The organism is Nocardia sp. NPDC049707, assembly GCF_040674855.1.
In the GTDB taxonomy this organism is placed as follows: domain Bacteria; phylum Actinomycetota; class Actinomycetes; order Mycobacteriales; family Mycobacteriaceae; genus Nocardia.
Map to the genome: position 1 here is coordinate 24,423 of NZ_JBFANN010000012.1, position 22,214 is coordinate 46,636.

The 22,214-nt window shown below is 66.0% G+C and carries 20 protein-coding genes; 11 read left to right on the plus strand and 9 right to left on the minus strand.

The genetic code is table 11. The annotated features are described in order from the left end of the window. Window positions 1–179 precede the first annotated feature (179 nt). Window positions 180–1,307, plus strand: coding sequence for a transglycosylase family protein (locus AB0J29_RS13775; protein WP_364784414.1), 1,128 nt, complete (start codon window positions 180–182; stop codon window positions 1,305–1,307). A gap of 58 nt (window positions 1,308–1,365) precedes the next feature. After that, window positions 1,366–2,247, plus strand: a complete 882-nt coding sequence (gene rsmA / locus AB0J29_RS13780; RefSeq protein WP_364784417.1) for a 16S rRNA (adenine(1518)-N(6)/adenine(1519)-N(6))-dimethyltransferase RsmA — start codon at window positions 1,366–1,368, stop codon at window positions 2,245–2,247. A 644-nt stretch (window positions 2,248–2,891) separates the two neighbouring features. On the opposite strand, the gene AB0J29_RS13785 is transcribed toward rsmA, so the two are convergent. Both AB0J29_RS13785 and AB0J29_RS13790 read right to left on the minus strand, forming a co-directional pair. Beyond that, complete coding sequence (locus AB0J29_RS13785; protein ID WP_364784420.1) at window positions 2,892–3,098, minus strand: copper ion binding protein; 207 nt, start codon at window positions 3,096–3,098, stop codon at window positions 2,892–2,894. Between the two features lie 179 nt (window positions 3,099–3,277). Continuing rightward, window positions 3,278–3,883, minus strand: coding sequence for a TetR/AcrR family transcriptional regulator (locus AB0J29_RS13790; protein ID WP_364784423.1), 606 nt, complete (start codon window positions 3,881–3,883; stop codon window positions 3,278–3,280). Between the two features lie 76 nt (window positions 3,884–3,959). Between AB0J29_RS13790 and AB0J29_RS13795 the strand changes: the two genes are divergently transcribed. Continuing rightward, window positions 3,960–4,730: an SDR family oxidoreductase gene (locus tag AB0J29_RS13795; protein ID WP_364784426.1), complete on the plus strand. Its 771-nt coding sequence runs from the start codon at window positions 3,960–3,962 to the stop codon at window positions 4,728–4,730. A gap of 76 nt (window positions 4,731–4,806) precedes the next feature. Further along, the gene (locus tag AB0J29_RS13800) at window positions 4,807–5,742 is read left to right on the plus strand and encodes a 4-(cytidine 5'-diphospho)-2-C-methyl-D-erythritol kinase (protein ID WP_364784429.1); all 936 of its coding nucleotides are present in this window, start codon (window positions 4,807–4,809) and stop codon (window positions 5,740–5,742) included. Window positions 5,743–5,754: 12 nt separating this feature from the next. On the opposite strand, the gene AB0J29_RS13805 is transcribed toward AB0J29_RS13800, so the two are convergent. Further along, on the minus strand, window positions 5,755–6,633 hold the full coding sequence (locus tag AB0J29_RS13805) for an LLM class flavin-dependent oxidoreductase (protein WP_364784432.1): 879 nt from the start codon (window positions 6,631–6,633) through the stop codon (window positions 5,755–5,757). 330 nt (window positions 6,634–6,963) lie between these two features. Between AB0J29_RS13805 and AB0J29_RS13810 the strand changes: the two genes are divergently transcribed. Next, entirely contained in the window at window positions 6,964–8,826 is a 1,863-nt protein-coding gene (locus AB0J29_RS13810) for an ABC-F family ATP-binding cassette domain-containing protein (protein ID WP_364784435.1), read from the plus strand. 16 nt (window positions 8,827–8,842) lie between these two features. Here AB0J29_RS13810 and AB0J29_RS13815 read toward each other — a convergent pair whose 3' ends face one another. Beyond that, window positions 8,843–9,778, minus strand: coding sequence for an Abi-alpha family protein (locus AB0J29_RS13815; protein ID WP_364784438.1), 936 nt, complete (start codon window positions 9,776–9,778; stop codon window positions 8,843–8,845). Further along, a complete protein-coding gene (locus AB0J29_RS13820) occupies window positions 9,769–11,043 on the minus strand; it encodes a hypothetical protein (RefSeq protein WP_364784441.1) in 1,275 nt (424 codons plus the stop codon). The genes AB0J29_RS13815 and AB0J29_RS13820 overlap by 10 nt, the downstream gene beginning before the upstream one ends. Window positions 11,044–11,474: 431 nt before the next feature. Between AB0J29_RS13820 and AB0J29_RS13825 the strand changes: the two genes are divergently transcribed. Both AB0J29_RS13825 and AB0J29_RS13830 read left to right on the plus strand, forming a co-directional pair. Beyond that, window positions 11,475–12,302, plus strand: a complete 828-nt coding sequence (locus AB0J29_RS13825; protein WP_364784781.1) for an Abi-alpha family protein — start codon at window positions 11,475–11,477, stop codon at window positions 12,300–12,302. 99 nt (window positions 12,303–12,401) lie between these two features. Further along, the gene (locus tag AB0J29_RS13830; protein ID WP_364493390.1) at window positions 12,402–12,959 is read left to right on the plus strand and encodes a nuclear transport factor 2 family protein; all 558 of its coding nucleotides are present in this window, start codon (window positions 12,402–12,404) and stop codon (window positions 12,957–12,959) included. 73 nt (window positions 12,960–13,032) lie between these two features. Here AB0J29_RS13830 and AB0J29_RS13835 read toward each other — a convergent pair whose 3' ends face one another. Continuing rightward, complete coding sequence (locus AB0J29_RS13835; RefSeq protein WP_364784784.1) at window positions 13,033–14,631, minus strand: peptide chain release factor 3; 1,599 nt, start codon at window positions 14,629–14,631, stop codon at window positions 13,033–13,035. A 411-nt stretch (window positions 14,632–15,042) separates the two neighbouring features. On the opposite strand from AB0J29_RS13835, the gene AB0J29_RS13840 reads away from it, so the two are divergent. Both AB0J29_RS13840 and pth read left to right on the plus strand, forming a co-directional pair. After that, window positions 15,043–15,636 carry a 50S ribosomal protein L25/general stress protein Ctc gene (locus AB0J29_RS13840; RefSeq protein WP_364784444.1) on the plus strand — a complete coding sequence of 198 codons (594 nt, stop codon included), beginning with the start codon at window positions 15,043–15,045 and terminating at the stop codon, window positions 15,634–15,636. A gap of 24 nt (window positions 15,637–15,660) precedes the next feature. Next, a complete protein-coding gene (gene pth, locus AB0J29_RS13845; RefSeq protein WP_062986458.1) occupies window positions 15,661–16,242 on the plus strand; it encodes an aminoacyl-tRNA hydrolase in 582 nt (193 codons plus the stop codon). Window positions 16,243–16,255: 13 nt separating this feature from the next. Here pth and AB0J29_RS13850 read toward each other — a convergent pair whose 3' ends face one another. Beyond that, window positions 16,256–17,893 carry a fatty acyl-AMP ligase gene (locus AB0J29_RS13850; protein WP_364784448.1) on the minus strand — a complete coding sequence of 546 codons (1,638 nt, stop codon included), beginning with the start codon at window positions 17,891–17,893 and terminating at the stop codon, window positions 16,256–16,258. Between the two features lie 302 nt (window positions 17,894–18,195). Here AB0J29_RS13850 and AB0J29_RS13855 point away from each other — a divergent pair, with 302 nt between their 5' ends. Beyond that, the gene (locus AB0J29_RS13855; protein WP_364784451.1) at window positions 18,196–18,396 is read left to right on the plus strand and encodes a WHG domain-containing protein; all 201 of its coding nucleotides are present in this window, start codon (window positions 18,196–18,198) and stop codon (window positions 18,394–18,396) included. 111 nt (window positions 18,397–18,507) lie between these two features. On the opposite strand, the gene AB0J29_RS13860 is transcribed toward AB0J29_RS13855, so the two are convergent. Beyond that, window positions 18,508–19,425 (minus strand): ribonuclease Z, encoded by a 918-nt coding sequence (locus AB0J29_RS13860; protein ID WP_364784454.1) that lies wholly within the window; start codon window positions 19,423–19,425, stop codon window positions 18,508–18,510. Next, a complete protein-coding gene (locus AB0J29_RS13865) occupies window positions 19,425–20,603 on the minus strand; it encodes an aminotransferase class V-fold PLP-dependent enzyme (RefSeq protein ID WP_364784457.1) in 1,179 nt (392 codons plus the stop codon). The genes AB0J29_RS13860 and AB0J29_RS13865 overlap by 1 nt, the downstream gene beginning before the upstream one ends. Before the next feature lie 268 nt (window positions 20,604–20,871). Here AB0J29_RS13865 and egtA point away from each other — a divergent pair, with 268 nt between their 5' ends. Continuing rightward, complete coding sequence (egtA, locus tag AB0J29_RS13870) at window positions 20,872–22,203, plus strand: ergothioneine biosynthesis glutamate--cysteine ligase EgtA (RefSeq protein WP_364784787.1); 1,332 nt, start codon at window positions 20,872–20,874, stop codon at window positions 22,201–22,203. Window positions 22,204–22,214 lie beyond the last annotated feature (11 nt).

Consider the following 22,214-nt stretch of genomic DNA (forward strand, 5'->3'; position numbering starts at 1 on the left):
CGACATTCGAAGCCTCCGCCGATGTGCAAGGGGGCTGGATGGCTGATGTGTTCTAGGTCACTTCGGTTGGTGCGTTTTGTGATTTACCTGCGGTGTCGATATTGATTTGTGATATCGAATCTGCCGCTTGTAAGTCTAGGGTTGTCGACCCCTGACTCCTTCGTTATCGTACTGTGACCATGTCTCCGTTCACGAGGATCAACCAGTCCCGCTCGCCGCTGCTGTATGCAGCGGTCGCGGCGCTGCTGGTGACGCTGATCGTCGGTGCCGCGATGGCGATCGTGAACCGCAAGACGGTCACAGTCGTCGTGGATGGCGAACGGATGACGCAGACCACCATGTCGGGCGATGTCAGCGGAGTGTTGAAGGCCGCGGGTTTCTTTGTGAACGACCGCGACCAGGTCCGGCCCGCGCTGGCCGCGACGATTACCGATGGCGCGACCATCACCTACATCCGGGCGCGCGAGGTCGCGGTATCGCTGGATGGCAAGGCCGAGAAGGTGTGGTCGACCGGTCTGACCGCGGGTGATGTGGTCGACCAACTGCACCTGCCCCGCGAGGTATTCGTCTCCCCGGCCCGCAACGAGAAGTTGCCGCTGGAGGGCGCCGCGCTGCAGATCGCCACCCCGCGTTCGGTATCGCTGCTCGACGGCATCGGCAATCCGGTCGATGTTCGACTGGCCGCGCCGACCGTCGGTGAATTTCTTGCCGTCGCCGGCATTCCGCTGATCGAGGAGGACACCGTCGAGCCCGCGGCAACGACGCCGCTCACCGATGGGCAGCGGATCGTGGTGACCCGCAAACGCATCGAGAACAAGGTCGAGACGGTGCCGCTGGATCCGTCGGAGAATGTGATCGAGGATCCGACCCTGAATATGAGCCGGACCGTGGTGGAGAGCCCGGGTGAGCCCGGTGTGCAGGACGTGACGTTCGCGGTCACCATGGTCAATGGCCAGGAGGTCGGTCGGCGGCCGATCGCCTCGAATGTGAAGGTGACGGCGCAGCCGAAGACCATCCGCAAGGGCGCCAAGCCCGGCACCGAGGTACCGGCGGTGCGTGACGGCGATATCTGGGATGCGCTCGCCCGCTGCGAATCCACCGGTAACTGGGCGATCAACACCGGCAACGGCTACTACGGCGGCATCCAATTCGACCAGGGCACCTGGGAAAGCCAGGGCGGTCTCAAATACGCACAGCGCCCCGACCTGGCCACCCGCGAAGAGCAGATCGCGATCGCCGAAGTCACTCGCACCCTCCAGGGTTGGGGCGCCTGGCCCGGCTGTATCGGCCGCTTGGGCATCGGCTGATCGCCGATTCAACTGTGCCACTCGGGCACGGACAGGTTGGGTTGATACCTTGTCGGACGTGTCCGAACCCGATATTTCCGCGCGTGGGAGTGCTGCGCTGCTCGGACCCGCCGAGGTGCGGGCGCTGGCCGAGCGACTCGGCGTGCGGCCGACCAAGCAGCTCGGACAGAATTTCGTGCATGATGCCAATACGGTGCGTCGGATTGTCGCGGCGGCCGGGGTGGGGCGCGGGGATACGGTGCTCGAGGTGGGGCCTGGGCTCGGTTCGTTGACATTGGCGCTGCTCGATGTGGTGGATTCGGTCATCGCCATCGAGATCGATCCCGTACTGGCGAAGCACCTTCCGGTGACCGTCGCCGATCGCGCGCCGGAACTGGCCGGGAATTTGACCGTCGTGGCAGCCGATGCGCTGCGCGTCCGCGCGGACAGCCTGCCCGCGGTACCGTCGGCGCTGGTGGCGAATCTGCCCTATAACGTCGCCGTGCCGGTACTGCTGCACCTGCTCGCCGAATTGCCCAGCATCACAACCTCATTGGTGATGGTGCAGGCCGAGGTGGCGGACCGTCTCGCCGCCGAACCCGGCAGTCGCATCTACGGTGTGCCGAGCGTCAAGGCGGGCTTCTTCGGCACCGTGCGCCGCGCGGGCGCGGTGGGCACCCAGGTGTTCTGGCCGGTGCCACGCGTAGATTCCGGCCTGGTTCGCATCGAACGCTATGCCGAACCGCCGTGGTCGATGGACGAGGCGCACCGCCGGCGCGTCTTCGAGGTCGTCGACGCCGCCTTCGCTCAGCGCCGCAAAACCCTCCGCGCCGCCCTCGGCAGCTGGGCCGGTACACCGGCCGAAGCCGAACGCCGCTTGGTCGGGGCCGGTATCGACCCGACCGCCCGCGGCGAAACCCTCGACACCGCAGCCTTCGTCCGCCTCGCCGCCCAGGTGTGAGTGGCAAGGTGCGTACGTCGGACCGGTCGGTTTCTGTTGTGATCGAGATGGGATCGCACACCGCGTTATCCACACGGTTGGCTTGCTGAGGCGTCGCCCCGGTGAAAGCGATTGTGGATAGCCAACTTTTGCCTTGTTGGTCGCGATGCCGGTATCCCGCACTGCGGCAATCGACTCAGGCGTGCCGACGCACGCTGCGTGTCGCATAGAAAGCGCAGGTCATAGCACCGGATATCAACTCGGACACGCGCTGGTCGGCGCATGCGATCATGGGTGACCGCGCCACCCGAATGGTGTCCAGCATCGGATGTGAATGGCGCTGTGAATAATTCGACGCGTGCGGTGAACTCGGCGGCATGCACGACATCGCCGTGCAGAAGTCTAGATACCATCGAAATGCGCCCGCGCTCGAGGTCGGGCATGGAAGCCGACCTCCGGACCTGCTGGCATGCTGCCGATTTCGTCCTGCGGATGGATGTGCAGGTAGGCAAGGTTGTTGGCGCGCAAGACAACCGGATGCGCCTACCCGCCGTGGTTCGGTGCCGTGCCGGTCGGATCGCCCATCAGAGCGCCGATACCGGGCGCGACACCGAACAGTGCGACGAGACCGCCGTCGGCCGCGACGGATCTCGGCCGGACCTGTATCAGACGGCGACCTCGTATCCCGCCTCGTCCACGGCGGCGGCGACATCGGCGTCGGTGAGCGGTGCGGTGCTGTCCACCCGGACCGAACCGCTGGCGAGGTCGACGTCCACGCTGGTCACGCCATCGATCTTGCCGATCTCCGTCTTGACCGAGTTGACGCAATGTCCGCAGGTCATCCCCGTGACGGTGTAGGTGCTCGTGGCCATCTCCGACTCCTTCGCTCACATTCGATCATACGGTGTGGGGGTATCCCCAACGTCAACGAACATACCCCCGGTGGGTATTGAGCGCAAGTGGGAGTCGCTCTGTCGTTTCAGGGGTTCATCGACTAGTCGCGACGCAGGTTCGGATAGTTCCCGAACGCCCGGTCGAATTGCCTGCTGATTCAGCCTCGAGTGGCGGAAGGCCAGCCGTGCATGGCCATCTCGGCCACCCGCTCCAGTTGAGCGGGACTCGCGCCATCCCGGGCCGCCTGCGACATGCCCTGCATAACGGTGCCGACATACCTCGCGAGCGTGGCCGCATCGGTTTCCGGCGGCAACAAGTCCGCATCGATATCCGCTTGGATGCGCGTGGCGAAGCTCTCCACATTCCGATTCCGAAGTGCGCGCAGCATGTCGGCGATCTCTGTGCTGGTGGTGTTGAGTCCGGCGCTGATCACCAGGCAACCGTGCGGGCAATCGGGCCGGGTGTACTCCGTCGCTGCCTCGCGCAGAATCCGGCGCACCGTCGCCTCGGCGGTCGGTTCCTCTGCGAGCGCGCGCGGGATGAAGCTGCCGTAGCGTGCGCCGAAGGCCTGCACCACCTCATTGAACAACGTCGCCTTATCGCCGAATGCGGCATACAGGCTCGGTGCGCCGATTCCCATCGCTGCGGTCAGATCGCCGATCGAAGTCGCTTCGTAGCCCCGTGCCCAGAACAGCCGCAGCGCCTTTTCCAGCGCGGCATCCCGATCGAACGAGCGGGGGCGTCCCCTGGGCGGTGCACTCATGACCACATTTTATAGCGGTCGCTAGAGAATGTGCTAACGTCCTTTCTGTAGCGACCGCTAGAGAAAGGAATCTGTCATGGGTGCACTGCTGCAAACCGGCCGGCTCGACGGCAAGACGGCGCTGGTGACCGGTGCCAGTCGTGGCATCGGCCGGGCCATCGCGGAGCGGCTCGGCAGGGAGGGGGCGCGGGTCGCCGTGCATTACAACGGCAATGAGCAGGCGGCGAAGGAAACCGTCGCGGCCATCGAGGCGGCGGGCGGTTCGGCCTTCGCGATCCAGGCCGAACTCGGCGTACCCGGCGATGCCGCGGCGCTGTGGTCCGCATTCGACGCGCAGGCCGACGGCGTGGACGTCATCGTCAATAACGCGGGCATCGATGGCATCCGCGAACCGATCGGCGGTACCGATGAGGCCGCCTTCGACCGCCTCTTCGCCGTCAACGCGAAGGCGCCGTTCTTCGTCACCAAGCTGGGGCTGGATCGCTTGCGCGACGGCGGGCGCATCGTCAATGTCTCCACCGGCCTCACGCACGGGGCGAAAATGCCGGAGCTGATCGCCTACACGATGACCAAGGGCGCGATCGATACGTTCACCCAAACGCTGGCAAAGGAACTCGGCGCACGCGGCATCACCGTGAATGCTGTCGCACCGGGCGTGATCGATACCGATATGAACGCCAACTGGTTGCGCAATACCGAGACCGAGGCATTGGTGGCCGGTTGGTCGCCGTTGAATCGTGTCGGACAGCCCGGTGATATCGCGGATATCACCGCATTCCTCGCCTCCGACGATGCGCGGTGGGTCACTGGGCAGTGGATCGATGCCACCGGCGGGGCGCTGCTGTAACCGTCCGGCACATGGGCGGTGAACGTCTCATCTCGAGCTGAGCACCTGTCGTACCCACGGGATAGGCTTGAGCACCGTGTTGTCAGTTGTGCCAAGTCCCGTCGTCGTGCGCGCGCCGTCCAAGGTGAACCTCCACCTAGGCGTCGGTGATGTGCGCGCGGACGGCTATCACGAGCTGACCACGGTGTTCCAGGCCCTCTCGCTCAGCGATGATCTGGAGCTGGCGCCCGCCGCCTCGTTGACCGTGCGGGTCAGCGGCGAGGGCGCCGACGATGTGCCGACCGATCGAACCAATCTGGTGTGGAAGGCCGCCGTACGCATCGCACATCTGGCCGGCCGCGCCCCGCTGGTGGAAATCGCCATCAACAAGGGCATTCCGGTGGCGGGTGGGATGGCGGGCGGCAGTGCGGATGCCGCCGCGACGCTGGTCGGGCTGAACGAACTCTGGGATGTCGGGCTGACCCGTGACGAATTATTCGCGGTCGCAACCGAGCTCGGCAGCGATGTGCCGTTCGCGCTGCATGGCGGAACGGCGCTCGGCACCGGTCGGGGTGAGCGGCTGCTTCCGGTGTTGTCCCGCAATACCTTTCACTGGGTGCTCGCGCTCGCCAAGGGTGGATTGTCCACCCCCGCGGTCTTCGCCGAACTGGACCGACTACGCGAAATCGGCAACCCGCCCCGGCTGGGCGGGCCGCAGGAATTGATGCAGGCGCTGGCCTCCGGTGATCCGAAACAGCTTGCGCCTCTGCTGGGTAACGATCTGCAGGCGGCGGCCCTGTCGTTGAAGCCGGAGTTGCGCCGGACATTGCGCGCGGGCGTCGGTGCGGGTGCGCTGGCCGGGCTGGTCTCCGGCTCCGGCCCGACCTGCGCATTTCTCTGTGACAGCGAGGAGGCCGCGGTGGCGGTCGCGGCCGAGCTCGCGGGTGCGGGTGTGTGCCGCAGCGTACGCACCGCGAGCGGGCCGGTACCCGGTGCGCGAGTCATCAGCAGTGAGGTACCCGGCAAGCGCTGACGTTTCGCCGGGTTATGCGATGACGTCGGCGAGCCGGTCCACTTGGTCGGCGTCGCGGCCGTAGCAATAGAGCATGACCTCATCGGCGCCGAGATCCTCGAATTGGCCGATGGCTGTGCGGATCTCGGCGGGCGTGGTGAGCATTCCGGCCAGCATGAAATCGGCACGACCGCTGAATTCGTAATAGGCCCCCATCGACGCGCGGGCGTCTTCGACGACGCCGGGTGCGCCGAGCGCAACATTGACTTGAGCGACAATGCGGGGCACGCCGGCGCGGCCGTGCTCGCTCCATGAGCGGCGGGCGGTGTCGAACAGGCCACCAGCCCACGACGGTGCTGCGGCGGCGAGAAAGCCACCGCCCCAACGGCCGACGCGATCGATGGCGGCGGGCTGGAAGCCGCCGAAGAGCAGCTCGGGTCCCTCGGGACGCAGCGGTGCCGGACCGATCGGTCCGCAGTCGGTGTTGTACGGCCGGCCGGACCACAGGCGGCGCATGATCTCTAGCTGTTCGTCCAGGCGGCGGCCGCGGGAGCGCAGCTCGGTGCCGGAGGCGATGTGATCATCCGCGCGACCGCCGACGCCGAGGCCGAGCACCAGCCGGCCACCGGACATGCGATCGAGGGTGGCGGCCTGTTTGGCGAGCAGCGTCGGCTCGCGCAGCGGCGCGATGAGCACCTCGGTCTGTACCTTGATCCGGCTGGTGGCACCGGCGATCATGCCGAGCGCGACCAGTGGTTCTGGATTGTCGTAGACGAGTCGGTCGAGCAGACCGAGGGTGGAGAACGGACCCGCGTCGGCGCGGCGGGCCCAGTCGAGCAGGGCGGCGGGATCGGAAATGGGCAGACCAAGTCCGACGTGCATGAGAACCTCCAGATCAGCGGAAATTGACACCGTGCCGCCCCTGATCACCTCGATCCCGAGGTGGGGCTCCCATTCTGCGGCTGTACCTCGGGAGCGCCATCGCTAACGTTGTTCGTAACGAACGTCGTTCGTGAATGTCACTGTAAGCGAACGACGTTCGTTGTGCAAACGGCCGAGGACTCCGGCAAGTGATCACTGATTTCGTAAGGACATGGGTAACTCGTCGGGTACGTCCCAAGGTCCCGGACCGCGACCGTCGGCCCACAAGGGAAGGTGAGTAGGCTCGCACGGCCGGCAAAATACGCGCCAGAGGCGGGCCGAGCCCACCCATCCCGCCGGCTGTCATCCTCGGAAGGATCCATGTCCAACCTGATCAACCTCGAACAGGTCTCCAAGAGTTTCGGTATCAAACCGCTCCTGGACACCGTTTCGCTCGGCATTCACGCTGGCGAGCGGATCGGTGTCGTCGGCCTGAACGGTGGCGGCAAGACCACCCTGTTGGAGGTGCTGACCGGTCTCGAACCGCCCGACAGTGGCCGGGTGAGCCGAGTCGGCGGGCTGCGGATGGCGGTGGTGACCCAGCGTGGCGTGCTGCCCGCTGGTGCGACCGTCGGATCCGTCGTGCTGGCCGGATTGGCCGATGATGCGCGGCCCGCTGGCGCGAGCGACGGGCACGGCGGCGAGAGTTTGCGTGACCACGGAGAGCCCCGGGAGCGCCGAGATGGCTACGGCGTCGCCGAACACGAATGGGCCTCGAATCCGCGCATCCGTTCGGTAATGGCGGGCATCGGCATCGAGGGCCTCGGTCTGGACGCCTCGGTCGACAATCTCTCCGGTGGCGAGCGCCGCCGCGTCGCACTGGCCGCCGCGCTGGTCCGCGATCTGGATCTACTCGTGCTCGACGAGCCGACCAACCATCTCGATGTCGAGGGCGTGCAGTGGCTGGCCCGGCATCTGGTCGAACGCCGCAGCGCCCTGGTGGTGGTGACCCACGATCGATGGTTCCTCGACACCGTGGCCACCGACACCTGGGAGGTCGTCGGCGGCAAGGTCGAGAGCTATGAAGGTGGTTACGGCGACTGGATTTTCGCACGCGCCGAGCGGGCGCGGCAGGCCGATGCCGCCGAGGCCAGACGCGCGAATCTGGCGCGCAAGGAGTTGGCCTGGTTGCGGCGCGGTGCGAAGGCCCGCACCTCCAAGCCGCGCTATCGGGTGGAGGCGGCCGAGGCGCTGATCGCCGATGTGCCGCCACCGCGCGACAGCGTCTCGCTGGCCGCATTCGCGCGAAAGCGCCTGGGCCGCGTCGTCATCGAACTAGAGGATGCCACCCTCACCACTCCGGACGGCCGAGAGCTGGTGCGCGACTTGACCTGGCGCCTGGCACCGGGGGAGCGAGTCGGCCTGGTCGGCGTGAACGGCTCCGGCAAGACGACGCTACTACGCACGCTGGCCGGCGCCATCGAACCCGCTGCGGGCAAACGCGTTCAGGGGCAGACGGTCCAGATCGGTTGGCTGCGTCAGGAACTCGACGACCTGCCCACCGAGCTGCGCGTCCTGGAAGCGGTACAGCAGATCGCGCAGCGAATCATGCTGGGGGACAAGGAAATCTCTGCCGGTCAGCTGGCCGAGCGTCTCGGCTTCACCCCGGCCCGCCAGCGCACCCCGGTCGGCGACCTGTCCGGTGGCGAGCGTCGCAGACTGCAACTGACCCGCATCCTGATGTCCGAACCGAATGTTCTGCTCCTCGACGAGCCGACCAACGACCTTGACATCGACACCCTGCAACAACTGGAAGACCTGCTCGACAACTGGGCGGGCACCATGGTTGTGATCAGTCACGACCGTTATCTGATCGAGCGCATCTGCGACTCCACCTGGGCCCTGTTCGGCGACGGAAAGCTCACCAACCTGCCCGGCGGCATAGATGAATATCTGCAGAAGCGCGCCGCATCGAGCTCCGGCACAACCCGATCCGCCGAGCCCAAGCCCGCCGAAACCCCAGCCACCGACTCCGCCGCCTACCGCGCAGCCCGCAAGGAGCTGGCCAAACTGGAGCGCACCATCGACAAACTCACCGAGCGCGAGCAGCGCCTGCACACCGCCCTGGCCGACGCCGCCACCGATCCGGACAAACTCATCACCCTGGGCGCCGAGCTGAAACAGGTCCTGGCCGAGAAGGAATCCGTGGAGGAGCGCTGGCTGGAACTGGCCGACGGCGCCTGATCCGAGCGGCGCTGGTCTAGCTGGTGCCGGAGACGCGCCCATCCTGGACCACAACCGGCAGGCAGGTTTGGACGAAGTCCGCGCCGAAGCCGGTGAGCGCGATGCTGCGGTAGTAGACCTTGGTGCCGAAACCGGAGCGCTTCAACACTTCTCGGACCGGGGATTGGGCTTCGAGGAGTTGGTAGCGGTTCGGGTTGCCCACCGGTTCCTTGACGAATTCGATCAGGCCGAGGCGGCGCAGATTGGGCAGATATTGCTGGATGCGGTTGGGGAACCGCAGGCCCGCATGTTCGCCGATCAGGTTGAGCCCGGAGATGATTCGCTCGACACCGATGCCGCGTGGCCGTCCGGCGCGGATATCGATCGAGGGCTGCGGGCCGTCGAGGTGCAGGAAGCGCAGGATGCGCGCCTCATCGGGGGTCAACTCCTCGAGCATGCGCGCGAAGGCCGGGTGGGTTTCCTGGGGCTCGCCCTGGGTACTCGCCGACAGCCGCAGCAGCGCGGCGCCCTGCTCGCGCAGCGTGGGAACGGCATCGGGCGTGGGCTGTTCGGGCGTGGCGGGCAGACCCAACGCGCGCCGCACCGCGTCGCGTACCTCTGCCTCGGCCTCGGCCAGCACCGCGCGCGGTGGATTTCCGGCGATACTGCCGCGCACCACCGTGGCCCCGACGCCGAGGACGGTGTCGATGCCCCACGCGGTCACCCCGGCCGCCGCGCTCACCGCGACCCGGGCGACCCCGGTGGTCGCCCGCACGGTCTTGCGCACCGAGTTGGGCTCCCGCTTCGGCGCGGCCGATTCGACCGCGCCGACCGGCAGCCGTGCGATCTGCGTCGATTGGTCCGATACCGACTCGGGAGTTGTTGCGGTTTCGGCCACTTCGGACTGGGCCGCTCGCTCGGAGCCCCGCCCGGCGGCTCGCGGATCGTCGCCGCCAGCTTCAGTCACAGCCATGTTGTCGCCACTCCCGTTCCGAAGATCAGGATGTGAGCGTATCCGGCGAAGAGCCCCAACACGCCGCCATGCAGAAAAAGGAGCCATTCGTCCTGTTTGATGGCCGATCGCAGCATATCCACGAAGTCGGGGGGCGATAGCGCCGACATCTGTTTGGCGATGTAGTCGTTGATCTGCCTACCCTGCTGGACGTTGAAATCCGGATCGGCGAAGGCGATCGGAGCGATGGATATGGCCTCGGTGGTCAGCGTCGACTGCAGCGAATCGTACTCCCGGCTGCCGAGCACGAACTTCACCGCCGGCCGCGCCGGTCCGAGCGCCCGGTCCGCGGCCGGGCGCAGCGTGTCCTCGAGCATCTGCATGGTCCGGTCCGAGCGCGGGCCGTTCAGCAGCTCGTCACCGATATTGGCGACGGTGATCACCTGACTGGAGACCAATTCCGCGTAGCCGTCGGTGATTTCGAGCTGGCGCTTGATGAGCAGACCCTGCCGCCATGGGCACCACCACTTCGGGTACGCGGGCGCGAAGATCATGTTCAGGCCGATCCAGTTGACCACCCAGCCGATGATGACGCCGCCGATCGGCAGCACAACCAGTGTCGACCACCCGGTCAGATGCAGCACCGCGACCAGCACCACACCCATCGGCGCGCCGAAGTAGAAACCGAAGTTCTGCATGAAGCGCAGTTCTTTGGCGCCCAGCACCTGGAAAAGGGTGTTGAGCAGATGCGGACGCGCCTGGAAATAGCGGATCACCATCTGCTTGACGTCCAGCAGTTGATCGATATTGGCGCCCAATTCGTTGGTCAGCTCGCGCAGAATATCGGGCAGCTGCTGGCGGACTCGCGCATGAATCATCTCGCGCACACCGGTCGGCAGGTTGTACCAGAGTTGCGGATGTTCGCGGCGCAGGATTTCTTCGACGATGTCCCTGATCTGTGCGTCGGCAATACTGGCGAGGTGTTCGGCGAGCTTGTCCGGTTCCAGTTCCCGATAGAAGTCGGCGACGCTGCCGAGTTTCGCGAGGCCCTTGTCGACCGCGATGCTCGCCATTTTGTCCGCGCGGGACGGCACGATGCCCTGCCAGCCGATTCGGCCGTCGTAGCTCAGCAGCGGCAGTACCTGAATTCGCTTGGGCAGGAAGGGAAACAGTGCGCGCAATCCGGGTAGATGAATTCCGTAGAAGGCGACCGGCTTGAACAACATCAGGATGCCGGTCCAGTTGGTGATGTAACCGATGATGCCGGTGAAGAGGGGGATAGTCACTAACTCCAGGAGGACTGTCGGGTGCACCCCGAAAACACTCTCCAACACGACACCCTCCTGCCGATACACCGGTGACCGCCGCCTCACCGGCAACCCAAACTAGCACCCAGTCGGCAGACGGACCCTACTGTGAAGTGGAGCAGCCGGTCCACTGCGAGTGTCTCGGCCCACAGCCGATTGTCTGAGACATCAGTCACACTGTGTGTCCACAATGTCGTAGTGTCAACCAACGCCGGAGACAATGGCGGCCATCACGCGTCCGACAGTAGGGGTCGGCGGGTTTTGCTGGCCGACTCGGCTCGCGGTAAGGCATACCTGGAAGGCTGGCTGGCAATAATCTGTGGGCGTATTCGTTCACTTGGCAATACATCGGAGTAGAAGTGACAGACGACAGGGCCGGACAGGACATAGCCCGGGCCGGTTCCCGCACGGTGGAGCGCAGCTCGGATGTCGAACAGCGGCAGATCAGCAATGAGGCGCGGCTGATTCGCGGTGTGTTCCGAGCGGCGGGGCTCGCGGCGGGCACCGTGGTGCGCGGTAGTCAGTGGGCCGTCGAGACGACCTATGAGGTGACCAAGGAGATCACCCAGGCCGCGCTCGATGGTGAGTCGTCGGCGGATATCGCCGAGCGCACCGGTAATGCGTTGCGCTCCATCGCACGTAGCGCGCTCGGTGTCACCGAGGGGTCGGTGCGCGAAATCGTCAGCTACGTACCGAGTTCCAACGGTGCGTCGCAGCAGGCGCCGATCGGGATCGGCGCGCCGATGCGCTCGGCCAGCAGTGCGGAATTGCGTCGCCGCGGCGATGCGCTGCTCGCGCGCTCCGCCGATGTCTACTTCACCGAGGACGTGCACCCCGCCTATGACCGGATCCTCGACGAGTTGGCTCCGGATGAGGCGCGCATTCTGCGGTTCATGGCGTTGAACGGTCCGCAGCCGACGGTGGATGTGCGTACCAACCGTCCGCTCGGCATCGGATCGGAACTGGTGACCGGTGATCTGACTTCGGTTCCGGAACAGGCCGGTGTCCGTTATCCGGACCGCGCGCGCACCTATCTGATCAACCTCAACCGCCTCGGCCTGACCCAGGTTTCCGATGATCCGGTGGTGCTGAGCCGCTATATGGTGCTCGAGGTGCAGCCGGTGGTCGAGGCCGCGCTGAAGAAGGCCGGACGTGCGCCCAAGATCGTGCGCAAGAGTTTGCGGCTGACCGAATTCGGCAGCGATTTCTGCAACACCTGCTTCACCATCGGGAACTGACTCGTACGGTTGACCGTGATTTCGGCGCGAAGTGATAGCAATCTGATACAAATCTCCCAATCTCTGTAGCACCGCGACTTCGAATGGGATTGTTGAGATATGGACCAGGATGCTGTGTCAGCGATCAGTCGCCTGAAGTTCAGGTATCTGCGCACCCTCGACACCAAGTCGTGGGATGAATTTGCGGACACCATGATCCCGGAGGCGACCGCCACCTACAGCGAATACCTGCAGTTCGAGTCGCGGGACGCGTTCCTGGCGTTCATGCGCAACACCCTCGGTCCGCACGTCATCACCGAGCACCGATGCGATCATCCGGAGATAGATGTCGAAGGCGACACCGCCACCGGCACTTGGTATCTCGCCGATACCGTGCTGATACCGGCGCACAACATGCTGTTGCGCGGCGCGGCGTTCTACACCGATCGCTACGTCCGCTGCACGGATGGTCAGTGGCGCATCGCGCATACCGGATATGAACGAACCTATGAGGTCGTGCTATCGCTCAGCGATCTGCCGAGCCTGCGGCTGACGTCGAGTCGCTGGGGGCTGATCACACGGGAGGACGGCATGGCGGCGGTCGAACGCGAACCCGGCCCCACCACCCCGCTGCGGCGTGAGCCCGCGCCGGAGGCGGCGGAACCCGAGGCCGGGTGAGCACGGCGGCCCGAGCACCCCGACTCCGCGTCCCTCGGAATCGGGTCGCGAACGGTCGCCGCGGCTGATATCCCTAGTCCGCCGTGGCGACCAGTGGCTCGAGCGTGAGCTTCGGATGCTCCTTCTCGATGTACTGCAACCGCCACTTATCGCTGAACAACGCCAACAGCGCTCCATCGGAGCGGGTGAACACCTCGACCCCGCGCTGCCGATCGAGTTCGGCCATCGACTCCGCATCGGTGCGCCGGGCCAGCGTGTAGGGCAGGTGCTCCAGATGCGTCTCGACGCTGAACTCCGCGAGCATCCGCGCGGTGACGACCTCGAACTGCATCGGACCGACCGCCGCGAGCACGGGTGCCGCGTCACCGCGCGCGTCATTGCGCAGCACCTGGACCACGCCTTCGGAATCGAGCTGGTCGATGGCCTTGCGGAATTGCTTGTACTTACCCGCACTCTGCGCCCGCAGCACCGCGAAGTGTTCCGGTGCGAAGGACGGGATCGGTGGGAACTCCACCTTCTTGTCCACGAACAGCGTGTGTCCGGGCGCCAGTGCGGTGGCATTCACGAGGCCGACCACATCACCGGGGTATGCGGTGTCGACGGTCGAGCGTTCGCGTCCGAAAACCGTGAGCGCGTATTTGGTCGCGAACGGCCGCCCGGTCTGCGCGTGCGTGACAACCATGCCGCGCTCGAATTCACCGGAGACGATCCGCATGAACGCGAGCCGATCCCGGTGTGCAGCATCCATTCCGGCCTGCACCTTGAAGACGACCGCGCTGAACGGATCGGTGGTACTGCGCGACGTGCCGGCGATATCGGCGCGCGAGCCGGGTGCGGGCGCCAGTGCGACCAAGGTCTCCAGCAGTTGGCGCACACCGAAATTCAGCATCGCGGAGGCGTAGATGACCGGGGAGGTCTGCCCGGCCAGGAACATCTCCTGATCGTGGTCCTGTCCAGTGGCCGAGAGCAGTTCGCTCTCCTCGGCGGCTGTTGTCCACGCCTGTCCCTCGCGGGCCTCGGCCGATTCCGGATCGATCGATTCCTCCGGCGCGATGGTCGCACCACCCGCGGTCCGGGTGAAGTGGATGTACTCGTCGGCCGCACCCTCCGGACCCCGACGTAGCAGCCCGCGGAAGTCACCGGCGATGCCGACCGGCAGGAACAGCGGGGTCGGGATGAGGCCGATCCGTTCGCTGATCTCGTCGAGCAGTTCCAACGGCGCGCGGCCCGGCCGGTCCCATTTATTGATCACGGTGATGACCGGGATGCCGCGATGGCGACACACCTGGAACAGCTTCAGTGTCTGCGGCTCCAGACCCTTGGCGGCGTCGATGAGCATGACCGCGGCGTCCACGGCGGTGAGCACGCGGTAGGTGTCCTCGGAGAAATCCGAGTGGCCAGGGGTGTCGACCAGATTGATGACGTTATCGATCTCCGAGCCCGCGGCGCGGTAGTTGAACTGCAACGCGGTCGAGCTCACCGAGATACCGCGCGCCTTCTCCATCTCCATCCAGTCCGACACGGTGGATTTGCGTCCGGCCTTGCCATGGATCGCGCCCGCCTCGGAGATCATTCTGGCGTGCAATGCCAGTGCCTCGGTGAGCGTCGACTTGCCTGCGTCTGGATGGGAGATCACCGCGAATGTGCGCCGCCGGGCGACCTCGGCGGGCAAACCACGCGGGGCGGGCGTGACGACACCCTCAGTGGAGGCGGTCAACTTCAACAACCTTTCAGACAGCCGATCGGCAACCGCTCCAGCGTACGCGACCTGTCTGTGCCATGCCGACGGCAGACCGGCGCCCATGCGGACGGCGCACACAGAAAGGCGGAGTGCAGCGACCTCGGTGATAAGGCGACCCCGCCACCCAATTCAGCTTGACATAAACACTTGCGCTATGGTGTTCGGGTTGTCTCGGCGAGGGTGACCGCAGACGTAATGCGTTCACCGTGATCGACGCGGCTCGGCTCTCGGCCGTCCTCGTTCGGTCTTCGCCCGACGAATAGACCAACCTTTGCCAGGGCGGATAACGATCCCTGGCGCACTGTTGACAGCCCGTAAGAGCCGTAGGGAGTAGATCTAGTCATGTCCGACGCCAACGTCCTCGAAGCCGCCGTACGCACGGAGTTCGGCAAGGGCGCCGCCCGCCGCACCCGTCGCGCGGGCAACGTTCCCGCCGTGCTGTACGGCCACGCCGCCGACCCGCAGCACCTCTCGCTCAACGCCCAGGCCTTCGCCGCCATCCTGCGCGAGCACGGCACCAACGCCGTGCTGGACCTCGTCATCGACGGCAAAAACCAGCTCGCGCTGACCAAATCCGTTGTGGTGCACCCGATTCGCCGCTACATCGAGCACGCCGACCTGCTGATCGTCAAGCGCGGCGAGAAGGTCACCGCCGACGTGAACGTCACGCTGACCGGTGAGGCCGGTCCGGGCACTCTGGTCACCCAGGAATCCACCACGCTGTCCATCGAGGCCGACGCGCTCAACATTCCGGAGGCCATCGAGGTCTCGATCGAGGGCGTCGAGGCCGGCACCCAGATCGCCGCAGGCGCGATCGAGCTGCCGAAGGGTGTCACCCTGGCCGGTGACCCGGAAGCCCTGATCGTCAACATCATCGCCGCCCCGGCCGCCGAGGCTCCCGCCGAAGAGGCCGGCGAAGCCGCGAGCGCCGAGTAAGAACTCCCCGGATCGGTTATCCGAATGACCGAATCCTCGACCGGGCCCGCGCTCGTGGTCGGACTTGGCAACCCAGGTCCCGAGTACGAGCGCACCCGGCACAATATCGGCTTTCTGGTCGCCGACGTGCTCGCGCAGCGTGTCGGCGGCCGTTTTGCTGTGCACAAGAAGTCCGGCGCGGATCTGTTGCAGGCCCGGCTGGACGGGCGCCAGGTCTTGATCGCCAAGCCGCGCTCGTTCATGAATCTGTCCGGGCGACCGGTCGCGGCGCTGGCGAAATTCTTCTCGGTGCCGCCGACCGAGGTGATCGTCGTGCACGACGAACTGGATCTGCCGTTCGGTCAGGTCCGGCTCAAGCGCGGCGGCGGCGAGGGCGGGCACAACGGATTGCGTTCGGTCTCCAGCGCCCTGACCACCAAGGACTATCTGCGCACTCGCATCGGCATCGGCCGCCCGCCGGGTCGCCAGGACCCGGCGGACTATGTGCTCAAGCCGTTTTCGTCGGTGGAGCGCAAGGAAGTGCCGGTGATCGTCGAACAGGCCGCGGACGCGGTCGAACTGCTACTGCGCGTCGGGCTCGAACCAGCTCAGAACCAGTTGCACTAGGACGCCGTTCGATTCACCGCAGGTGAATCGCGGTGGCGGAGCGGCGCAGCTTGCCCGAGGAGGTTTTGGGGAGGGCGCCGGGGCCGAGGACGGCGACGGTGCGGGGGCGGGCGCCGACCTCGGAGAACACCGCGTGCACGATGTCGTGTTCGATGCGCTTGACCTCGTCGGCATTCTGGTGGTCATTGCTTTCCACGACGACCGCGAAGCTTTCCCGCTTCTCACCCGCATCCAGGCGGACCGCGACGGCATTGCCGGGGCGCACACCCGCCACGCGCAGGGCGGCACGCTCGATATCGGTCGGGTAGATGTTGCGGCCGCCCATGATGATGACGTCCTTGATCCGGCCGCACACCACGATCAGGCCCTCATCGGTGAAGTAGCCGATATCGCCGGTGTCGAGCCAGCCGTCCGGATCCTGTGCCGGGCGGAACCCGTTGACCGTGACATAGCCGGACGTGACCGCGGGACCGCGCAGTTCGATCACGCCGACGGAACGGGACGGCAGCGGCTGGCGCTCCGTGTCGACGACCCGGCCCTCCAGATTGTCGACCAGATAGCCGAGCGTCGGCAGGCGGCGGACATTGCCGTGGTGGTCGTGCGCCGGCACGGCCTTGCCCAGCGCCTCCAGCAGATCGGCATCGATGACATCGAGGATCTGGCCGTGTCCGGGATCCGGAATCGATACGGCCAGTGTGGTTTCGGCCATGCCGTAGACCGGGGTGAGCGCCATCGGATTGAGCCGGAAGCGTTTGCCGGCCGCGGCCAGCGCTTCCATAGTGTCCGGATCGACGGGTTCGGCGCCATTCCACATGTACCGCACGCTGCTGAGATCGTAGGCGCCGTCCTCGGCCTGCTCGAGCCGGCGGGCCAGCAGCGAGTACGCGAAATTCGGTGCCGCCGTGACGGTGCCTCGGTACTTGTCGATCAGCTCGGCCCACAGCAGTGGCCGCGTCAGGAAGTCGATCGGTGTCACGCAGACCACTTCGGCGCCGAATTGCATAGGGACGCTGAGGAATCCGACCATCCCCATATCGTGGAAAAGCGGCAGCCAGCTGATCATCACATCGTCGTCGAGCTGGAACTTCACCCGGTCGAACATGGCGTAGGCGTTGACGTAGAAGTTCCCGTGCGTGATCCGCACTGCCTTCGGCGATCCGGTCGAACCGGATGTCAACTGCTGCAACGCGATATCGGTCTCGACGGTCGGCACCGGATCGGTATCCGGGCCGTCGCGCAGTTGATCGATGCACACCACGGTGATGCCGCGCTCGCGCAGCAGCGGTTCGGCGGCCTCGAAGGGCGCGCCGAGTACCACCGCGTGCGCATCGATCATCGACAGCACGGTCTCGGTATCGCGCGCCCAGACCAGCAGATCCGTGCGCGGGGTCGGCTGATGCAACATGGTGATCGATGCGCCGCGCATCCAGATGCCCTGACACGCCGGTGCGATATCGACCGGCATCCCGGCCAGCACGCCGACCGCGTCGCCGTGTCCGATACCGGCCGCCGCCAGTCCGCCCGCCATCCGGCGCGCGATCCCGTGGATCTCGCGCCAGGTCTGCCGCAGCGGCGCATTCGGTTCCCCGGTCACCAGCCCGCGAACCGAGATTTGCGCCGTCGCGTACATCTCATCGGTGAACCTGCTCAAGTCCAACTCCTGATCAGCATGGTGCGATGGCCGGACGTTATGCACCGGCCTGTTCCAACTATCCCGCCAATTGTGCTTCGCGTTAACGGTTCCAGGTAGTAGGCGCTGGACTTGTCGGATCTGGTCGGCTGATCGGGGGCACGGACCTACGAACGGTTCGAATCACAGGCGACCACGTCGCGTGAGCAGCTGCTGGTCATGGCGGCCGAATACGTCGAGTTTGCGAGTGAGCGCCCTGAAATGTTCACCCTGATGTTCCGCCACGATCTGCTCGAGGGTTCCGGCGAGAATCTGCGATCACCTTGCCGCTATTCGAGCGCTTCGCCGCGCTGGTCGCCGCGACGGCACCGACCGCCACCGACCCGACGGCCGCCGCTATCGCGCTGTGGACCAACCTGCACGGCATCGCCGCTCTCCAGGCCAACCGCAGTCTGCGCCTTGTCAGCCCGGAAACCGACAAGCGCGCTCTCGTCGCCCGAGTCCTCGCACTGCACCTGGTCTGACAGCCGGACCGTTGTCGCCGCCGTATCGGTCGTGAATCCCGTAGCGGGTGTGATCCTGGCAAGGGTGTGGATCCGGCTCGCGTGCGATCTGCTCGCCAGCGCCCCTTCGCGCTAACGGCGTTGCGGGAGTGGGATTCTCGCGAGATCGGTGGCGACCGCGATCTCGCCGGTGAAGTACGCGGACGCCTCGGCGCGGTGGCCGTCGAGATCGCGGTAGCGCTGGGAGAAGTGGGTCAGTACCAGCGTGTGTACGCCCGCCTCGGCGGCGACCCGGGCCGCTTGCCCGGCCGTGAGATGGCCGTATTCCTCGGCGAGGCGGGCGTCGGCATCCAGGAAGGTCGCCTCGATCACCAGCATGTCCACTCCCGAGGCGAGGGTCGATACGCCGGGGCAGAGGCGAGTGTCCATGACGAATGCGACGCTCTGGCCCGGCCGCGGCTCGCTGACCTCGGCCAGTGTGATTGTGCGCCCGTCGAATTCGATACTGCCCGTGCGCTGCAGTTGTCCGACCGCCGGGCCGTGCAGGCCGAATGCGGCGAGCCGCTCCGGCAGGATGCGTACACCGCTCGGTTCGGTGAGCCGGTAGCCGAAGGTATCGACCGGATGCGATAGCGCGACCGCTTCGAGGACGAACGGTGCATCGGGCGCATCCAGTGGACCCGGATCGGCGATCGGATGCGGCCGGAGTTCGACGGTGCGATAGAAGGAGGTGGCATTGCTCAGCCGATCGAAGAACACCTCACCCGACGCGGGGTAGTACACGTCGACCGGATGGGCGACCTTGTCCAGATTGATCCGCTGGATGATGCCGGGTAGTCCGAGACAGTGATCACCGTGGAAATGCGTCACCGCGATCCGGGTGATATCGGTGACCGATACACCCGCGTAGGTCATCTGCCGCTGGGTGCCCTCGCCCGGGTCGAAGAGGATGCCCTCCTCGCCCCAGCGCAGCAGATACCCATTGTGGTTGCGCTGCTTGGTCGGAACCTGACTGGCGGTACCGAGGACGACCAGTTCGCGAGGTGACATCAGAGCGCCGCGACCGCGTCGACGAACCGGTCCAGCTCCTCGAAACGAACGAAGCAGTGCGGCGAGGCGCGCACCACCGAATCCAAGCCACGGGCGGTCATATCGAGCAGCGTAGAGCTGGCATGGCTCGCCGTCACCGTAATATTCTGTGCCGCGAGGCGATCGCGTACCTCGACGGCGGATTTCCCTTCGACGGTGAACGAAACGATGCCGCTGTGCCGAATCCCGATGTCGCGCACCATGACTCCGTCGATTTCCGGTAGTGACTTGCGCAGGTGTTCCGCGTGAGCCGCGATCGCGTCGTAGACGTCCTCGGGTCCGAGTTCGAGCAGATATCGCACGGCCGCACCGAGACCGAGTCGGGCCGCGACATCGCATTCCCAGAATTCGAATCGACTCGCGTCGGGGACGAGGGAATACTCCCGCGGGGCGGTCCACTGTGCGCTGTGCAGGTCCAGCCGCTGCGGCTCCATCGATGCGGCCAATTCCGGTCGCACATAAAGGAATCCGGTACCGCGCGGCCCGCGCAGCCATTTGCGGCCGGTGACCGAGAGCGCGTCGACATCGAGTTCGGCCACATCGATCGGCAGCTGGCCGGCCGACTGGCAGGCATCGAGCAACACCAGTGCGCCGACCGAATGCGCGATTGTCGTGGCTTCGGCGGCGGGGTTGACCAGACCGCCATTTGTAGGGGCATGCAGCACCGATACCAACTTGACTCGTTCATCGACCATATCGGCGAGTGCGTCGAGGTCGAGTTGGCCGCTGCTGTCGCTGGGAATCTGTTCGACCACGGCACCGGTCGCCTTGGCCCGCTGCAGCGCGGCGATGGCATTGCTCGCATAGTCGGTGCCGGAGATGAGGATGCGGTCGCCGGGCACGAGCGGGACCGAATAGAAGAAGTCGGCCCATGCGCGGGTCGCGCTGTCGCTGAGCGCGATGCTGGTCGGATCGGCGTTGATGAGCCGGCCGATATCGGTTTTCACCGCGGCGAGGTCGTCGAGTCGCTCGTTAGCCGCGCGGTAGCCGCCGATTTCGGCCTCGCGTCGCAGATGCGCCACAACGGTATCGACAACGACTCGGGGCGGTAACGAGGAGCCCGCACTGTCGAGGAAGACCAGGTCGGATCCGGAACCGTAGACCGGTGTGTCGGCACGTACGCGATTCTCGTCGAGCATGGCCTCGACAGTATCGCCGAAATCGGCGTGTTGGGCCGTCGCAAGGGTCGGCGCAGGTCCGGGCCATGGTGCGCGAGTCCCCCGCTGGGTAGGACCCGCGAATTCAGATTCTTGTCACCTTTCTCGTCGGTGCTCCTCGCTACGCTGGTTTGGGTCGGCACACTGGAATACGACCGGCATCCACGGCGATACAGAACTACCTGAACAACAACCGGCGGTGCATACGCAGCACAACTACGGTTACCCGGTTCACATGGTGGAGGTTGGTATGGCGGTCACGCTCGAACACCCCGAGCGGGCTATCGCGCCCGCAGGCGGCGAACTGTCCTCACGCGCCGCGGCCGAGGCCTATCTCGAAAAAATCTGCTTCAAGCTGGGACCACCGACGCTCATCGGCGCCGAACTGGAATGGCTCACCGTGCAGGGTGAGTGTTCGTCGTCCGGCCCATCGGCCGCCCCCCGCCCGCAACTGGCTGCATTCGCAGATGCGCTCGGACCCTATGCACCGCGGTCCATCGCCCCCGATTCACCGGCACTTCCGCTGCCAGGGGGCAGCCGGGTCACCATCGAACCCGGTGGTCAGATCGAACTCTCCAGCGCCCCGTTCGCCGCTGCCGCGCAGTTGTGCGAGGGTTTGCGCACCGATGCTCGGATGCTGCGGGATCTGCTCGAATCCCGATCCATCCGCACCATCTCCGCCGCCGCCGATGCGGACCGCCGCGCCAAGCGGGTCCTGCGATTACCGCGCTATCGCGCCATGGAACAGTCCTTCGGCGGTATCGGCCCCTTCGGCAAATTGATGATGTGCAATACCGCCGCGACGCAGGTCAGCGTCGATGCCGGTGCGGACCGTGCCGAGGTCACCGCCCGGTGGGATGCGCTCTACGCGATCGGCCCCGCGCTACTGGCGGCCTTCGCCTGCTCACCCGAATTACACGGCGCCCCGGTGGGTGCGTGGGCATCGCAGCGCATGCGCACCTGGTTGCGTCTGGACCACGCGCGCACCCGTCCCGCGGTGGAGTCCTGGCCGGACCCCTTCGCCGGGTATGCGCGTTGGGCTCTGGATGTCCCGCTGCTGTGCATTCGTCGCCCCCATGGCATATCCGGCAATGGCAGCGATATCGGCTGGTCTGCGCCGCCGGAGGCGACCTTCGCGGACTGGTTGTCCGGTGCGCTGGACGACGAGATCGGCCGGCGTCCCGTTATCGGCGATCTCGACTATCACCTGACCACGTTGTTCCCACCGGTACGGGCGTCCGGACATCTCGAGGTCCGCTATCTGGACGCTCAGCCCGATAACGACTGGACCGTCCCGATCCACGTCTTCGACGCCCTGCTCTCGTCTCCGGTGGTCGTCGCCGAGGCGACGGCGCTCGCCACCCCACTCGCGGGCCGCTGGCTCGACGCGGCGCGGCGCGGGTTGGCCGATCCGGAGATCCGTGACGTCGCGGTCGAGTTACTGACCCTGGCCGCGGCCCATGCGGCGAGTCCAGCGGCGGCCCGGGAGATCGAATCCGCCGCCGAGCGCTGTCGCTGTGGTCGCACCCCGACCGATGTACTCGCTTCGCCCCGTGCGGATCAGCCCGAGGATCAACCGTGACCGTGGCCCCG

Excerpts from the sequence above, each read along its gene's own strand:
- AB0J29_RS13775 (WP_364784414.1), top strand. The coding sequence starts at position 180 with ATGTCTCCGTTCACGAGGATCAACCAGTCCCGCTCGCCGCTGCTGTAT.
- AB0J29_RS13785 (WP_364784420.1), bottom strand. The coding sequence starts at position 3,098 with ATGGCCACGAGCACCTACACCGTCACGGGGATGACCTGCGGACATTGC.
- AB0J29_RS13790 (WP_364784423.1), bottom strand. The coding sequence starts at position 3,883 with ATGAGTGCACCGCCCAGGGGACGCCCCCGCTCGTTCGATCGGGATGCC.
- AB0J29_RS13795 (WP_364784426.1), top strand. The coding sequence starts at position 3,960 with ATGGGTGCACTGCTGCAAACCGGCCGGCTCGACGGCAAGACGGCGCTG.
- AB0J29_RS13810 (WP_364784435.1), top strand. The coding sequence starts at position 6,964 with ATGTCCAACCTGATCAACCTCGAACAGGTCTCCAAGAGTTTCGGTATC.
- AB0J29_RS13815 (WP_364784438.1), bottom strand. The coding sequence starts at position 9,778 with ATGGCTGTGACTGAAGCTGGCGGCGACGATCCGCGAGCCGCCGGGCGG.
- AB0J29_RS13830 (WP_364493390.1), top strand. The coding sequence starts at position 12,402 with ATGGACCAGGATGCTGTGTCAGCGATCAGTCGCCTGAAGTTCAGGTAT.
- AB0J29_RS13840 (WP_364784444.1), top strand. The coding sequence starts at position 15,043 with ATGTCCGACGCCAACGTCCTCGAAGCCGCCGTACGCACGGAGTTCGGC.
- pth (WP_062986458.1), top strand. The coding sequence starts at position 15,661 with ATGACCGAATCCTCGACCGGGCCCGCGCTCGTGGTCGGACTTGGCAAC.
- AB0J29_RS13860 (WP_364784454.1), bottom strand. The coding sequence starts at position 19,425 with ATGTCACCTCGCGAACTGGTCGTCCTCGGTACCGCCAGTCAGGTTCCG.
- AB0J29_RS13865 (WP_364784457.1), bottom strand. The coding sequence starts at position 20,603 with ATGCTCGACGAGAATCGCGTACGTGCCGACACACCGGTCTACGGTTCC.
- egtA (WP_364784787.1), top strand. The coding sequence starts at position 20,872 with ATGGCGGTCACGCTCGAACACCCCGAGCGGGCTATCGCGCCCGCAGGC.